Genomic DNA, 14,083 nt, shown 5'->3' with positions numbered 1-14,083 from the left:
ACCGGCTCAACGCGCAAACCGCAGGCACCTCAGTCGGTATCGGTGGCAGCCAGCACGGCCAGGCGGCGGCGGTCCGGAGCAAGGGCGGCCAGACCGATGTCCCAGGCCACTTGCTCGAACCACGTCGTGTCGGCGTCGAACCCGTGCCAGACGCAGTCCCGTACACGTGCTTCCACCTCCCTGTCGGTAGCGTCTTGCGAGCATCCGCCCAGAGCGGCCAGGGACTGCCAGGCCGCCAGACGGCCGTAGGCGCCGAAGGAACCGGAGTTGTATGCGCCTCCCGTCGAAGCTGCGGCGAAGAGCACTCGCCACGCCTGGGCCGGCGGACGGACAGCGACCGACAGAGCGGCCTTCTTTCCCGCTCCGTGCAGACAGTCCAGCCCCAGCGTCAGGAGCGCGTTCGGGACGGATTCGGCCTCCAGTGGGGCCGCGAGATCGAAAACCCGCGCCTCGATGCGCCCGTTGGACTCTTCGGCCCAGTTCGCCACGGCCTTGCCCATGGCTGTGGCTGCGGCTTCTGTTGTCGTCTCCTCCACTGAGGGAACACGCGCGCCGACAATCACCGCCGTGTTGCGGCTCTCCGACGGTCCGAACGGCATGGAGTGACTGCTGCCACGAGTGCTGTGGCTCGGCAGATCGGGAACGCCTTCCACGTCGGACAGCGTCAGGGGCAGCCAGCCCAGCGGGTGGTGCCTCCAGTGCGACGACGTGGCCCACTGCGCGACACCGGCTGTCTCTTCTACGGCGACACCCCTGAGCACCAGTTCGTGGACCAGGCAGACCCGAAGCTCCTCCGAAGCAGGTCCGGCGAAGGCCGCAGCCAGATCCTTGGCCTCCTGGCTGGAGGCAAGCAGTGAAGCCGTGTAGCGGTCCAGCTTCTTGCTGGTGACCTCCGCCGAGGAGACCAGTCGCAGCGCCTGGGCAACGTTCTCAGGACCGGCACTGGTGGCGAGCAGGCGAAGAAGATGATCGAAGACGCTTCTGTACTGCCACATCTGCCCAGAGCCATACGCCCTGGCGAGAGCAATGCCGAGGTCGGCGGAGAAGTGAGGGTCCCCTTGAGCGACACGGCCGTCGGCCACCGCCCACACGCCGGTGACGTCCTTCAGGTCCGGCAGCTCGGTCACGATCTTCTGTATCTGATCAGCCACGGCGCCGAGCCTACGAGTTCGGCGGCCTCGCCTCATCCGATAAATCAACGGGACGCGCCGGGGACCGAGGCTGAGAACGACGTACTACGCGGCCACGGAGGGCGCGATGGAAACAGGACGAAGGGAGATGGGTGGAGTCCTGGTCTACTCCGGGCACCTCTGTCCCAGTATCCTCATCCATGCCAGTAGCACACCATCCCCCCACCCAGGTTGCGTGCTGGCGCGGGCGACACCCTTGAACCTGCCCAAGCAGCCGGGTGACCTTCCCGTTCACCGCCTCCAGGAGGATCACGGTGAAAGTTCGCACCAGAAGCGCGGCGATCATCGGCACTGTCTGCCTCGTCGCGTCCCTCTCCTTAACCACGGCGTCCGCCGGCGAGCCCGCCGCCCCACGGCAGGCTGCGAAGGTCGCCCTCAAGAATGTGGCCACGGCCAAGAATCCGACCGCCGGCGCCGCCGGTCCCGCAGGCACGGTCTGGATCGCCGAACGCGCAGGCACCGTAAGGGCCTTGGACGATCAAGGGCTCGGCGAGCCCGTCCTCGACATCTCCGGCGAGACCACCACCGACGGCGAACGCGGCCTGCTCGGCATCGCGTTCGACAAGGAATTCGCGCACTTCTACATCTCGTTCACGAACCTCCAAGGCACCAGCACCGTGGACGAGTTCGCCGTACGGGACGGCAAGATCCAGCCGGACACCCGGCGCACCGTCCTCACCCAGACGCAGCCCTACGCCAACCACAACGGCGGCGACATCACGTTCGGCCCCGACGGCTACCTCTACATCGCGTTCGGCGACGGAGGCTCGGGCGGCGACCCGCACGGCTACGGGCAGAACCTCGGCACGCTGCTCGGCAAGCTCCTGCGCATCGACCCAACCGGCGGCACACCGTACGCGATCCCGCCGGACAACCCGTTCGTGGACGACCCGAACGCGAAGGACGAGATCTGGGCGTACGGGCTGCGCAACCCGTGGCGGTTCTCCTTCGACGCGGGCACGGGCGACCTGCTGATCGGTGACGTGGGCCAGAGCGCCTGGGAGGAGATCGACTGGGCCCCGGCGAGCAGCAAGGGCGGCGAGAACTACGGCTGGTCCCAGATGGAGGGCAACCATCCCTTCCGGGGCGGCACGGAGCCCGCGAACCACGTGCCGCCGATCCACGAGTACGACCGCAGCGGGCTGGGCTGCTCGGTGACCGGCGGATACGTCTACCGGGGCAACGCGATTCCGGACCTCAAGGGTCAGTACGTGTTCAGTGACTTCTGCGACGGCACCGTCCGCTCTCTGCAGATGGAGAACGGCAAGGTGACCGGCGTGAACGACCTCGGAGTCAACGGCGGCAGGGTCGTCTCGTTCGTGCAGGGCGGCAATGGCGAGTTGTACGTGCTCGCCAATGGCGGCAGCGTCTCCCGCATCGACCCGGCATAACGGCCACCGGAAGGAGCCGTCGAGCAGCGCATGCCATCCAGGCCGGCCGGAGCGCCTCCGGGATCTCCGGCCGGCCGACCTCACGATGCGGCACGTTTCAGCCGCGCAGTACGACCGTAAAGCTCCGGCCGTACGCGTGCCCGGTGTCGAACTCCAGGCGGGTTCCGCCCCGGACCGACCTCACGCGAACTCCGGCGTCGGACGTGACCTCCCGCAGCGGACGGCCGTGCAGGAGGACGCCGACCGTGTCTCGGTCCGTGGTCGGGTCGGACACGGCGACGGTGGTCAGGCCGTGCCGCTCGCGCCGCACCATCACCGAGGCGGGCCCCTCGATGCGTAGCCCGGCGGTCTCGTGGTGGCCGGGCGTGAAGCTGTTGGCGGCCGTCAGGCCGAGGCCGGTGTGGGTGATGGCCTGGAGGCCCGAGGTGTTCGCCAGGACCTTCAGCGGGCCGTGCCGGTACGCCTGGAGTCGGGTCTCCCCCGCGTTCGGCACCAACGCGTAGGCCAGGCGGGCCGGTTGCGCTCCGGGAACCTGGTCGACCGTGACACCGAACACGCTGCGGGCCACGGCGGTGTCCGGGTTCGAGGTGCGCACGACCCGGCGGCTGCGGGTGACCTTCTCCAGGGCGACCCGGACCGGCGGAGTGTCGAGGAAGACGTAGCCGACGGCGGTCCGCTGCGTGGCATTGGCGTAGCGCAGCCAGCGCAGGTCACCGGTGCCCGTGCCGGTCCAGGGCCGGCCGTCGCGGAGCCTGCCGGTGACGGAGACCTGGTCGTCCGGTGCGGCGGTACGGGCGTCGACGGTCGTGGTCACGGCCCGCCCGGCGCTGTCACCGACCCCCGCTGCGAGGACCACGATCTCCTCGTCGAGCAGGAACCACGACTTCGTCGCGCTCGCATTGCGGTGGACGACGAAGTCGTCCGGCAGCAGACCTGCCGCTTTGTCGCGGTGGGCGACATCGCAGGACTGCACCATCCCGGCGGCCCCGTACGTCCCGAGGACAGCGCCGCCGGAGTGCCGGTTGGTGCCTCGCGGGAAGTAGACGTACGTGTTCTGCGACTCGGAGGACGAGGTGAAGTTCAGCGGGTGGCCGGGGTTGTCGTAGTACGGCTTCCCGTACAGCTCGGGGATCGTGCGCCGTTGCTCGACCGGTGCGGTGACTCCGGCGAGGCCGTACGGGGAGACCGTGGTGAAGTAGTCGATGCCGTACGCCTGGGTCTGATCCTGTCCGGAGAGGTAGAGGTAGTACGCCCCGTCCCCCTGGAACCATGGCATGAGGTTCTCGCCGTTCATGTACTCGTACTTGCTGATCCGGTCGGAACTGCGGGCGAGCGCGAAGGCGTATCCGGGTCTGCGGTGCACGGTCCTGTCCATCGCGTTGAAGGCGAGGCTGCGCGAGGCGGGGCCCAGGTCCGCGGGCGGGATGGTCGCGTCGCCGATGATGTCGGCGTACCGGACGATGCTGACCGGGGAGACGAAACCGGAAGGGTCGGGAGCCGTGTGCGAGGTCGACCGGATGTGCTTGACGTAGCTCTTCAGGGCGGCGGCGTCGGCGCCCTCCGCGAGCGACGACAGATCGACCACGGCCTCGACGACCACGGCGACGTCGCTGTAGCCGGTGTTCGTCCGCGAGACCGCCCTCCCCTTGACGATCTCCATCATCCAGCCCTCGAAGATGAGCGGGGCGAAGCCGTTGCGCACCCAGCCCTGGACGGTGGACACCAGGTCCTCACCGTGTGCGAAGCCCGTGCCGTCGAGAATCTTCAGGGTCTGCACCACACGGGTCAGCAGGCCCTTGCCGTACGAGCCGGTGTAGGCGACCGAGGCGTGCTGGATGAAGGAGCCGTTGGCGTAGTAGCCGTCGGTGACACCGTGGTTGAGGTGGTACGGGTCGATGGTGGCGAAGACGGTCAGCTGGTCGGTGAGGGCCTTGCGGACGCGGGCGTCGTCGCCGAGGAGCGCGCCCTGCAGGATCCGGTTCGTGGTGATGTCGGCGAGGTTGGCGCCGGTGTGGAAGCGCGAGTCGAGGTTCACGTCCCCGTCGATGCCGTTGCGGAGGTAGGCGTCCATCGAGGCGACGTACCTGCGCGGGAGGTCCGGGCGGTAGGTCTGCACCTGGTCCGCGAGGAACACGAGCGTCCTGCTGATGTGCTGGGACAGACCGATCTCCCAGTGGAACCAGTTGCCGTAGTAGCCCTGGGACTGGTCGCCGTAGTAGCGCTCGTGCAGCCACACGAGACCGTCGATCACCCGGCGCTGCACGGCCGTGTTCCCGAACAGGTCCGAATCAGCCGCGCCCGGTGTGCGGGTGGCGAGCGCGATCTCATACAGCCGCCGGAAGGCGGTGTCCAGGCGGGCCGGGTCGGCGCCGAGCACCAGACCGGCGAACAGCTCGCCCGCGCCGGCGTCGTCCATCGACGTCAGATTCGCCCGCGCGGCCTTGTGAACGGTCGCCACCTTGGCGGCCGTCTCCGGCCGGGCATTGGACTCGGCGGTCCCGGCGAAGACCGCCACCGTGTTGGCCAGAATCCGTGCCATGCCCGCGGCGGCCTCCTCCGCGCTCGCCGGCCCGGGGGGAATCCCCGCCACCAGACCAGCAGCTGACAGAGCGGACAACAGGCCTCTGCGGGTGATGTCCATGGCGTCCTCCGTCGGTTTCGCGTCCACAGCTGGAACTCCCTCTCAACCTCCCTGGTTATGGACTTCATTGGAAGTGGGGCGAATGAGGTCAGCCCATGAGCATGACAGCCCGTCAGGCCACACTCCCGCCAGGCCCTCTAGTACGAGGCGGAGTCGTGTCAGCTGCCGACAGCGGTACGGAGACAGCCCACGGCGCGGGACTGTACGACGTCGACGCAGTCGAGGCCTGGCCCGGGAAGACGAACACGGCCCTGGTCGCGCGGTGCTCGAACGCCGTCCGGGTCACGACCAGCGAGTACGCGAGGTCACGTGGCTTCGCGGATGTGTCTCAGCAACCGTGTCGCAGCGCCTCCATCTGCTCCTCCAGCGGACCCAGGCCGACATCGCGGCGGCGTTCGTCGAGGCTTTCCGGCTGGCGTATCGGGTACGGGCGCAGCGTGACGGGGTTGACGCGGGTGCCGTAGAACTGCGGCAGGCGCTGCTCGACGGCGCAGTGGTCGGCGATGTACGCGAGGTGGACGGCGGGGCAGCGGCCGTCCAGGGTGGCCTGGGCGATCAGGTCCCGGCAGGAGAGCTGGAAGTTCAGGTCCGGGGCGTGCAGCAGGATCATCAGGGCCGCGGTCGAGGCGTGGGCGCCCACCCGGTCGGCGGCCGGCCAGCCGTGGCGGTGGACGACGGCCTTGAGCGCATCGGCGTTGGCACGGCGGCACGCGACGATGTCGGACCGCCGCTGCGGGGTGGGGTCGGCCTGCGCCCGCCGCATGAGGTCCCGCTCGTGATCGGCCCGGTGCAGCAGTTCTGCGGCCAGGGCGGCCGCCACCGGCAGCAACGGGTCTGCCGTCTCGGTACCTGCCGCGCCGTCGTCTGAGCGTACCGACGTACCGGCGAGACGGCTCTCGTCCGAGGCCTCGACCTGCGTCAGCTGCCCCAGCACGCTCTTCACGGCACCCACCCCAACTCCAACGTGAACCACACCCGCTTGCCCGGGCTGCCGGGCTCCGGAGGTGCGACACCCCAGCCATCGGCCAGCGCAGCCACGATGGCCAGCCCACGACCCGACTCCTCGGCCCCGCCCGCCGTACGCAGCCGCGGCAGGAGCGGCGATTGATCGCCGACCGTCACCCGCAGCTCGGACTCGCCGCACTCGATGGTGAGGGTGACCGTGCCGCCGGGGCCGCTACGCGCGTGCTGGACCGCGTTCGCGAACAACTCGTCCGTGGCGAGGACGGCGTTGTCCACGTACTCCGGCGGCAGCCGCAACTGCCTGAGGTGCTCGGTGACCATGTGCCGCACGTCTGCGGCGCGCGAGGGCTGGGCGGGGATCGTGGTGTGGAGGCGGGAAGGTCTGTTCACCGGGATCACGGTGGGATGCGGCTGACCGAGGGGCGCACGGTCTGCCTGGGGGATGTGTGCCGGGGAGGGCGACGGCTTGTGGCGCTGGGCCCTGGGTGCCGTCATGGAGCCTCCTTGTGGGGGCAGCGCGGTCGGGAAGTGTTGGCTGCATATGCAGCCAACAACCCGGACCGGCGGCCGGACCAGGGGGTGTGCGGGTTGTCCGGTTGCGGGTGCGTAGTGGTGCGGGAGGTATGTCCGAGCGCGTGAGCAACGTGCGCGCGAGCCAGGTGGGGGCGCGCGAGGAGTCCCGTGGACGGCCCGGCGTGCGCGGCAAGCGCGTGCTGGTCACGGGTGGCACACGGGGTCTGGGTGAGCAGATCGTACGGCTGCTGGTGGCCGAGATGTGCGGGCGGCTCTCGCGGAGGCGGCTTCGAGCGGACGGACGCCGCGGACTGGGCTGCGACGTGGTAGCTGAACGCCGGTCATGCGGTGCGGCTGGTGCGTGCCGCGATCCCGCACCTGCGGGACGCGGGCGGCGGCTCGGTCGTACTGATCTCGTCGATCTCCGGCTCGAAGCCGGGGCCGCCCATCCAGTACGGGGTCGCGAAGTCCGCCCAGATCTACCTGGCCGCGTCGCTCGCGCGTGAACTCGGTCCGGACGGGGTCCGGGTGAACGCCGTCTCCCCGGGGTCGATGCTCATCCCCGGCCGACGCTGGGAGCACATGCGCCGGGAGGATCCCGAGCGGTTCGCCGGGTTCGCGGCGGCGGAGCTGCCGGGCGGAGAACCGGTTGCGCCCCAGGAGGTGGCGCGGGTGGTGGCGTTCCTGCTGTCCGACTGGTCGAGCGGTGTCTCGGGCGCCCATGTGCCGGTGGACCGGGCGCAGAATGCCCCGTCCCCGGACGGGTACTGAGGCGGGTCCTCCGTTCACGCCGCCGCCCCCAGCACCGCACGGGACCGGCGCTCGAACTCCCGTACAAGGGGTTCATCGCGGCGGGGCTCCAGCCGCCTGCGGAAGTCGCGGAGAGCCTGTATGGAGCGTTCGCTGTGCACGGTGGCGAGGCCGTCGAGCGCCTCGGTGGCGGTACCGACGGCCTCGTCCAGCCGGTTCTGCTGCAAGTGGGCCGTGGCCAGTACGGAGCGGCTGATGGCCTGACGCCTGCGCCGGTCGGCATTGGCGCCGACCGACTCCCTCGCCGTGCGCTCGGCCTGGGCGGCGAGCCCCAAGTCGCGGAAGCAGAGCGCGGATTCGGCCTGCAGATAGTGGTCGTCGAGGAAGCGCACCCAGGGAGACTCCTGTTCGACACCGCGGCTGGCATCCAGGTGCCGCTCGGCCCGGCGCAGCGCATCGCCGGCTTCGCGCGCGTGCCCCTGGGCCGCGTGTCCGCGGGCCAACATGGCGTGCAGACGCATCAGGCCCAGTGGGCTGCCCGCTTCCTTGGCGGTGACGATGCCCGCGCGGGCCAGGCACACCCCCTCGTCGGGACGGCCGAGGCTGGTGGCCAGGTGGGACAGTCCGGCCAGGATCTGCCCGCCCAGGACCCGGTCGCGGCCCTCGGCGCACAGGCGCAGCGCCTGGATCATGTAGCGCTGTGCCAGCCCGTACTCCCCCGCGTCGTACGAGCTCCAGCCGGCCATCGCCGCGAGGCGCGCCGCGGCGGTGTACAGGGGGCGCTGCACCTGTGGGGACGTACCGCGCCGCTGCAGCATCGGGACGACCTCGGTGGACAGGTAGTGCACGATGCTGGTGCGCACCCCGCCACCGCCGTAGTGGTTGTCCATCTCGTCGAACATGGCGATCATCGCGTGCACCTGTTCGACGGGGCCGCCGTCGGCCACCGGCGTCAGCTGCCCGGTGTCCTGGTTCTCCAGCAGCCACAGCAGCCACTCGCGCTGAGGGTCGGTCAGGGCGCCGGCGACGAAGGGGACCGAGCCGAGCAGGCTGTGCCGGGAGATGTCGGTCGACCCCAGCTCGGCGAGCGCGTGCAGGGTGTCCGCCATGTCTTCGCCGTACATGAGTGTCCTGGCCACGACCGGGCGTTGCTGGTCGGGATGGAAGCCGAGGTCCACGGGAGATACAGCGCGGCCGAGCCGTTCGGACAGCACCGTGGCGATCAACTCCGGTGTCCTGCCCCGGGGTTGCTGTCCCTGCAGCCAGCGGGTCACCGACGCCTTGTCGTAGCTGGAGTCGGCGCCCTGGCAGTGGCCGAGTTCGTTGACCCTGAGGGCGAGGGAGGCGTAGGAGCAGCCGGCCTCCTTCAGCGCGGTCGCCAGTGCCGCATTGCCTCCGGCGGGGCCCTTGCCCGGGCTCCTTGCGTGTCCGTCGGTCACGGTGGCCATCCAGGTCTCGCATCGTGTGCTGCGCCGTACCTGCCGGGCCGTCAAGTCAGCGCCGCCCGAGCAGAGTTGACCTTCGTCGCGCTGCTCCGCGCGGGAGGTCCCACGAGAACTATGGTCGCGTAGATACTCGATACGCAACTGCCGTTCTGATAATTTCGTATCGATCCGCATCGCTCTGTCTGTGTCGTGGACCGCGTGGCACACTGCACGCTGTGATGGCCGCCGAGGGAGGTAGGACGTGAGCGAGAACCGCTCGAGCGGCAGTGCACCCACCGTCCTGCGGATGGTCCTCGGCAAGCGGCTCAAACAGCTGCGGGAGCAGGCCGGAGTGTCCTTCGAGGACGCGGCGCGCGCCATCGAGGTCACCGCGCTCACGGTTCGGCGGATCGAGAAGGCCGAGGTCGGGCTGCGCATTCCGTACGTGAAGGAGTTGCTGCAGACCTACGGCGTCCCGGCGGCGGAGATCGAGGACTTCCTCGATCTGGCCCGCAAGGCGAACCAGCCCGGGTGGTGGTACCAGTACCGCGACGTGCTCCCGGAATGGTTCAAGGCATACGTGAGCCTGGAGAGCGAAGCCTCGGTCATCCGTCTCTACGAACCCCACTACGTCCCCGGCCTGTTGCAGACACACGAGTACGCCGGGGCGCTCATGCGCGTCGGCTTCCCCGACGAGCCCAAGGAGGAGACAGCCCGCCGCGTCGATCTACGACTCAAACGCCAGGACCTGCTCGCCAAGCCGGACGCGCCCGCCATCTGGGCCGTCCTGGACGAGACGGTGCTGCGCCGGGCGGTCGGCGGGGCCGAGGTGATGCGGGCTCAGATCGACCGGCTGCACGCGGCCCTGGATCTGCCGAAGGTCCGGATTCAGATCATGCGTTTCGCGGCGGGCGCCCATCCCGGCGCCTTCGGCCCGTTCCACCACTTTCGCTTCGGATTCTCCGAACTGCCCGACATCGTCTACGTGGAGAGCCTGGCCGGCGCGGTCTATGTCGACCGGCCCGAGGACGTCGGCGCCTACCTCGAAGTACTGGACCGGATGTCCGTGCAGGCGGAGCCGGTTGATCGAACCCGGGCCATCCTGGGTGAACTGCGTAAGGAGTTGTGATCCATGGGATCCAAGGGCCCCATCTACAGCGGTATGTCAGCCTCCGATCTGGGCACCGAGGGCTGGCACAAGCCCTGGAGCGGTACCAACGGCGGCAGTTGCGTCGAGGCCAAGCGGCTGCCCGACGGCAGCGTCGCCTTCCGCCAGTCCACGGACCCCGACGGTCCCGCGCTGGTCTACTCCCGCGACGAGATGATCGTGTTCCTGGAAGGCGCGAAGGCCGGCCAGGCCGACTTCCTGGTCGCCTGACTCCGCCACCCGTCCCGGCACACCACTACGCGCGCACAACCGGACAACCCGCACGCCCACTGCCGCCGTGCGGGTCGTCCGACCACACTGAGCAGGTCCCTCGCCTCGAACGGAAGTGGTATGCACGCGTCACCCCGACTCCCCGGCCGGACCGTGCCTTCCACCCGCCCGGGCCGCATCGCTCCGCGCCGAACCACCACCCGGGTCGGCCCCGAGGCGACGGCATGAACCTGCCGCAGGCGCTCCTCCGCCACCGGACGCTGGTCATCGAGGGCGCCGACGGCATCCCCCGCGACGGCCTCATCGCCGGGCTGGCCCGTCACGGCTTCCCGATCCAGCACCTGCCGGACCGTCTGCACCATGTGGACCCGACCCGGCCCTACCGTGAACTCCTCGCGGCACCGGGGCGCGTGGCGCTCGACGGCAGCATCATCCACGAACTCGTCTACGGGCCACTGCGCCGCGGCCACTCCCGGGTGACCTGGATCCAGGCACTGGACTTCGCCGAATCCGTGGCCGAACGCGACGGCGCCCTCATTCACCTGACGGCATCCGTGAGCTTCCCCCGGCCCGCCTGCACGGACTTCACCGAGGCGGCCGACGCCTATGCGCGGGCGATGCGAACCCTCGCCCAACACGTCCCCGTCGTCAGCCTCGACGCGGCCGACCTCACCCACCCAACCCGCCCCGGCACCCCTGCGCACCGCGAACTCGCCCGAAAGAAGCATCAGTTGACGGTACGTTGGTAACAGACCTCGTGACGCACGGCAGGAGAACCCCCATGGCAGACGGCCGGCCCGCCCCCGACCAGGAAGCACTGTCCAAGATCGACACCACGGTGCCGCACTCCGCCCGCATCTGGAACTACTGGATGGGAGGCAAGGACAACTACGAGGTCGACCGGATCGCGGGCGACGCCTACCGCGAGACCGCGCCGAACATCGAGACCATGGCCCGCGCCTCCCGCCAGTACCTGATCCGCACCGTCACCTTCGTGGCCGGCGATCTCGGCATCCGACAGTTCCTCGACATCGGCACCGGCCTGCCCACGTACGACAACACCCACCAGGTCGCGCAGCGGGTGGCACCCGAGTCCCGCATCGTCTACGCCGACAACGACCCGCTCGTCCTCCGGCACGCCCAGGCCCTGCTCACCAGCACCCCCGAAGGCGTCACCGAGTACGTCGACGCGGACCTCCACGAACCGGAGAAGATCCTCGAAGCGGCGGGCCGGATCCTGGACTTCGACCAGCCGGTCGCCCTCATGCTCATGGGAATCCTCGGCCACATCCAGGACTACGAGGAGGCCAAGTCAATCGTCCGCCGCCTCCAAGCGGACCTGTGTCCCGGCAGCTACTTCGTGCACTACGACAGCACGGACACGGACGAGGAACTCAAGCGGGCCCAGGAGGGCTACGACGACACCGGCGCCATCCCGTACGTCCTGCGCAGCCCTCAGCAGCTCGCCGCGTACTACGAGGGCCTGGAACTGCTCGAACCCGGCATCGTCTCCTGCCCCCTGTGGCACCCCGAGCCCGGCACCGCGCCCGAGCCCACGGACGTCTACGGCGGGGTGGCCCGCAAGCCCTGACGCGCCGCCGCGCAGCTACTCCAGCGCCGGGAGGCCGGTCAGGCCTGTGTCGAGCATGATGCGGTCCACTGTCGCGGCCAGGGTGCTGTCGGCTCCGACGACGGTCTCGATGCCACCGGGCAGAAGGTCCAAGGGCCGGTACCAGTCGCGCAGTTGCGTCTCGTTGACGTCGTTGGCGAACGGTTTGGTGGCGTGGCGGGCGAGGGTTTCGGCGAACGGGACGTCCAGGTAGTAGGCGTGGGTCGGGCCGCGGTGGTCGCGGCGCAGTTGGGCGAGCATGTCGCCGTAACGATCGGCGTAGAGGATGCCTTCGACGACGACGTGGTATCCGGCGTCCAGGGCGTAACGGGCCGTCAGGTCGATCAGGCCGATGTTCGCGGCGCCCGGCCGGTCCCGCTCGCGCAGGACGACCCTGCGGATGTTGTCCTGGCCGACCAGGGCCAGGCCACGGCCGAACCGCTCGCGAAGTCCGACCGCGACGGTCGACTTGCCCGAGGCGCTGTTGCCGCGCAGGATGACCAGCCGTGTTTCTTCGGTTCCCACCATCACGGCGGTCACGCTACCGACAGCCAGTGACACGGTCCGGGCATCGACAACCAGCACGTGTTCCCCGCCTGGACGGCTTCAGCCCTTGAGGGCGCGGCCGGTGGCGGTCAGGGTCTCGGCCAGGATGCGGACGGCCTTCGGACCGACGCCATGCAGGGCCAGCAGCTCCGACTCGGTCAGGCGGGCCACTTGGTCGAGGGTCGTGATCCCGGCGGAAGCGAGCGCCTGTGTTGCGGGCCTGCCGATCGCCTTCGGCAGGTTGCCGACCGCGCCGGCAACCGCGGTGTCGGCTGCCGCCACCTGCGCGGCGAGATGCTTGGGGGCACGCGCCAACCAGGCACGTCGTACCCAGTGGTTGAGCTGTTGCCCGTCGATCTCCCCCAACGGGACACGTACGCCGATCCGCACCGCGCCGCGGTTGTACTGCTCTGCGGCCGGGTGCGCGGCGACCATCTCATCCGCGTCCTTGGCCGGAAGGTGAAGGTGGACGCACTTGTCCTTGCCCAGCGAGGCGAACGGCTTGTCGCCGACCATGAAAGCGGCCGTCGCGGTACGGGTGGCCTGCTCGACGGTCTCGGGAAAGGAAAGCGCCGCTTTGCGGAGCTGGGCAAGAGTCGTCATGGGCACACGTTGGCACACCGGGCCCCTACGGATGGGCGTCTCCAACACCGCGGCGACCGAGAGATCCGTCAGCCGATGTCCAGTCGTGCGATTCCACGTCGGCGCCGGGTCACCACTGGGTGATGAGCGGCGTGTCCGGTCCGTGCCGCCGCCAGGCTTCGGTGAGGCGGACGAGGCGGGTGGGGGCGGCGATGCCGCGCACGGTTGCGATCCTGCCGCTTGCGATGTCGAACGTCGCGGTGCCGATGACCTGGTCGCCGATCACGAAGAGGATGGCGGGGGCGCCGTTGACGAGCGCGTAGTGGATGGCGGGCGTGCCGCCTGCAAGTCGCCGTTTCGCGGCTGTGGGTTTGAAGCCGGCCCGTACGACGGCGGCGACGCGCTGCGGAGTGTCGAACTGCAGCAGCTTCGAGGCCAGGCCGCCGGCGCCGTCGGAGATCGCGATCGCGTCGTCGGTGAGGAGCGCCACCAGCCGTTCGGTGCGGCCCGAGGTGGCAGCGGCGAGGAATTCCTCGACGATCCTGCGGGCGGATACCGGGTCGACTTCGCTGCCTTCGCGGCGGCGCGCGGCGGTGATGCGGCGCCGGGCCCGGTGGAGGTGCTGCTGGCTTGCGGACTCCGTGACATCGAGGATCTCGGCGATCTCGGCGTGGCTGTAGGAGAACGCTTCGCGCAGGACGTAGACGGCCCGCTCGACGGGTGACAGGCGCTCCATGAGAGTCAGCACGGCCAGGGAGACCGATTCGCGCTGCTCGAACGTGTCGGCCGGACCGAGCATGGGGTCGCCGTCGAGGAGCGGTTCGGGGAGCCAGGCGCCGACGGTGCGTTCGCGGCGGGCCTGTGCCGAGCGGAGCCGGTCGAGGCACAGGTTGGTGACGACCTTGGTCAGCCATGCTTCCGGCACCTTGATGCGCTCCCGGTCGGCGGCCTGCCAGTGCAGGAACCCATCCTGCACGGCGTCTTCGGCGTCGGTGGCGGAGCCCAGTAGCCGGTAGGCGAGCGAGGCCAGCCGGTTCCGGCTCGCCTCGAACCGACTGGTGTCGATACGATCAATGTCGGTGCTGTCCACGCGGAC

General features: G+C 69.7%; 14 protein-coding genes. 6 read left to right on the top strand and 8 right to left on the bottom strand.

Annotated features, from left to right (window positions below; translation table 11 throughout):
* Positions 1 to 29: 29 nt before the first annotated feature.
* Positions 30 to 1,151, bottom strand: a complete 1,122-nt coding sequence (locus tag QQY66_RS47080) for a DUF6183 family protein (RefSeq protein ID WP_301986670.1) — start codon at positions 1,149 to 1,151, stop codon at positions 30 to 32.
* 293 nt (positions 1,152 to 1,444) lie between these two features.
* Between QQY66_RS47080 and QQY66_RS47075 the strand changes: the two genes are divergently transcribed.
* Complete coding sequence (locus QQY66_RS47075; RefSeq protein WP_301986668.1) at positions 1,445 to 2,581, top strand: sorbosone dehydrogenase family protein; 1,137 nt, start codon at positions 1,445 to 1,447, stop codon at positions 2,579 to 2,581.
* A 97-nt stretch (positions 2,582 to 2,678) separates the two neighbouring features.
* On the opposite strand, the gene QQY66_RS47070 is transcribed toward QQY66_RS47075, so the two are convergent.
* The 3 genes from QQY66_RS47070 to QQY66_RS47060 form a co-directional block, all read right to left on the bottom strand.
* Positions 2,679 to 5,222, bottom strand: a complete 2,544-nt coding sequence (locus QQY66_RS47070; RefSeq protein WP_301987733.1) for a polysaccharide lyase family 8 super-sandwich domain-containing protein — start codon at positions 5,220 to 5,222, stop codon at positions 2,679 to 2,681.
* 328 nt (positions 5,223 to 5,550) lie between these two features.
* Positions 5,551 to 6,165: a DUF6624 domain-containing protein gene (locus QQY66_RS47065; RefSeq protein WP_367667052.1), complete on the bottom strand. Its 615-nt coding sequence runs from the start codon at positions 6,163 to 6,165 to the stop codon at positions 5,551 to 5,553.
* Positions 6,162 to 6,680, bottom strand: a complete 519-nt coding sequence (locus tag QQY66_RS47060) for an ATP-binding protein (protein WP_301986666.1) — start codon at positions 6,678 to 6,680, stop codon at positions 6,162 to 6,164. The genes QQY66_RS47065 and QQY66_RS47060 overlap by 4 nt, the downstream gene beginning before the upstream one ends.
* 375 nt (positions 6,681 to 7,055) lie before the next feature.
* Here QQY66_RS47060 and QQY66_RS50710 point away from each other — a divergent pair, with 375 nt between their 5' ends.
* Positions 7,056 to 7,469, top strand: a complete 414-nt coding sequence (locus tag QQY66_RS50710; RefSeq protein WP_367667051.1) for an SDR family NAD(P)-dependent oxidoreductase — start codon at positions 7,056 to 7,058, stop codon at positions 7,467 to 7,469.
* A 14-nt stretch (positions 7,470 to 7,483) separates the two neighbouring features.
* Here the strand turns inward: QQY66_RS50710 and QQY66_RS47050 are convergent, their stop codons facing one another.
* Positions 7,484 to 8,896 (bottom strand): hypothetical protein, encoded by a 1,413-nt coding sequence (locus QQY66_RS47050; protein ID WP_301986664.1) that lies wholly within the window; start codon positions 8,894 to 8,896, stop codon positions 7,484 to 7,486.
* Between the two features lie 238 nt (positions 8,897 to 9,134).
* Between QQY66_RS47050 and QQY66_RS47045 the strand changes: the two genes are divergently transcribed.
* The 4 genes from QQY66_RS47045 (at position 9,135) to QQY66_RS47030 (ending at position 11,841) form a co-directional block, all read left to right on the top strand.
* A complete protein-coding gene (locus QQY66_RS47045; protein WP_301986662.1) occupies positions 9,135 to 10,001 on the top strand; it encodes a helix-turn-helix transcriptional regulator in 867 nt (288 codons plus the stop codon).
* Positions 10,002 to 10,004: 3 nt separating this feature from the next.
* On the top strand, positions 10,005 to 10,250 hold the full coding sequence (locus tag QQY66_RS47040; RefSeq protein ID WP_301986661.1) for a DUF397 domain-containing protein: 246 nt from the start codon (positions 10,005 to 10,007) through the stop codon (positions 10,248 to 10,250).
* Between the two features lie 224 nt (positions 10,251 to 10,474).
* Positions 10,475 to 10,999: a hypothetical protein gene (locus QQY66_RS47035; protein ID WP_301986660.1), complete on the top strand. Its 525-nt coding sequence runs from the start codon at positions 10,475 to 10,477 to the stop codon at positions 10,997 to 10,999.
* Between the two features lie 32 nt (positions 11,000 to 11,031).
* Positions 11,032 to 11,841 (top strand): SAM-dependent methyltransferase, encoded by an 810-nt coding sequence (locus tag QQY66_RS47030; RefSeq protein ID WP_301986659.1) that lies wholly within the window; start codon positions 11,032 to 11,034, stop codon positions 11,839 to 11,841.
* A gap of 15 nt (positions 11,842 to 11,856) precedes the next feature.
* Here the strand turns inward: QQY66_RS47030 and QQY66_RS47025 are convergent, their stop codons facing one another.
* The 3 genes from QQY66_RS47025 to QQY66_RS47015 form a co-directional block, all read right to left on the bottom strand.
* Positions 11,857 to 12,387: an AAA family ATPase gene (locus tag QQY66_RS47025; RefSeq protein ID WP_301987731.1), complete on the bottom strand. Its 531-nt coding sequence runs from the start codon at positions 12,385 to 12,387 to the stop codon at positions 11,857 to 11,859.
* 78 nt (positions 12,388 to 12,465) lie between these two features.
* Positions 12,466 to 13,008: a hypothetical protein gene (locus QQY66_RS47020; protein WP_301986657.1), complete on the bottom strand. Its 543-nt coding sequence runs from the start codon at positions 13,006 to 13,008 to the stop codon at positions 12,466 to 12,468.
* A 109-nt stretch (positions 13,009 to 13,117) separates the two neighbouring features.
* On the bottom strand, positions 13,118 to 14,077 hold the full coding sequence (locus tag QQY66_RS47015; RefSeq protein ID WP_301986655.1) for a sigma-70 family RNA polymerase sigma factor: 960 nt from the start codon (positions 14,075 to 14,077) through the stop codon (positions 13,118 to 13,120).
* Positions 14,078 to 14,083 lie beyond the last annotated feature (6 nt).

The sequence above is a fragment of the Streptomyces sp. DG2A-72 genome (assembly GCF_030499575.1).
Taxonomy (GTDB): Bacteria; Actinomycetota; Actinomycetes; order Streptomycetales; family Streptomycetaceae; genus Streptomyces.
This window is presented reverse-complemented; position numbering and strand designations above follow the sequence as displayed.

Coding starts and splice junctions, on each gene's coding strand:
- QQY66_RS47070 (WP_301987733.1), bottom strand. CDS start 5,222: ATGGACATCACCCGCAGAGGCCTGTTGTCCGCTCTGTCAGCTGCTGGT.
- QQY66_RS47060 (WP_301986666.1), bottom strand. CDS start 6,680: ATGACGGCACCCAGGGCCCAGCGCCACAAGCCGTCGCCCTCCCCGGCA.
- QQY66_RS47050 (WP_301986664.1), bottom strand. CDS start 8,896: ATGGCCACCGTGACCGACGGACACGCAAGGAGCCCGGGCAAGGGCCCC.
- QQY66_RS47040 (WP_301986661.1), top strand. CDS start 10,005: ATGGGATCCAAGGGCCCCATCTACAGCGGTATGTCAGCCTCCGATCTG.
- QQY66_RS47035 (WP_301986660.1), top strand. CDS start 10,475: ATGAACCTGCCGCAGGCGCTCCTCCGCCACCGGACGCTGGTCATCGAG.
- QQY66_RS47030 (WP_301986659.1), top strand. CDS start 11,032: ATGGCAGACGGCCGGCCCGCCCCCGACCAGGAAGCACTGTCCAAGATC.
- QQY66_RS47025 (WP_301987731.1), bottom strand. CDS start 12,387: ATGGTGGGAACCGAAGAAACACGGCTGGTCATCCTGCGCGGCAACAGC.
- QQY66_RS47020 (WP_301986657.1), bottom strand. CDS start 13,008: ATGACGACTCTTGCCCAGCTCCGCAAAGCGGCGCTTTCCTTTCCCGAG.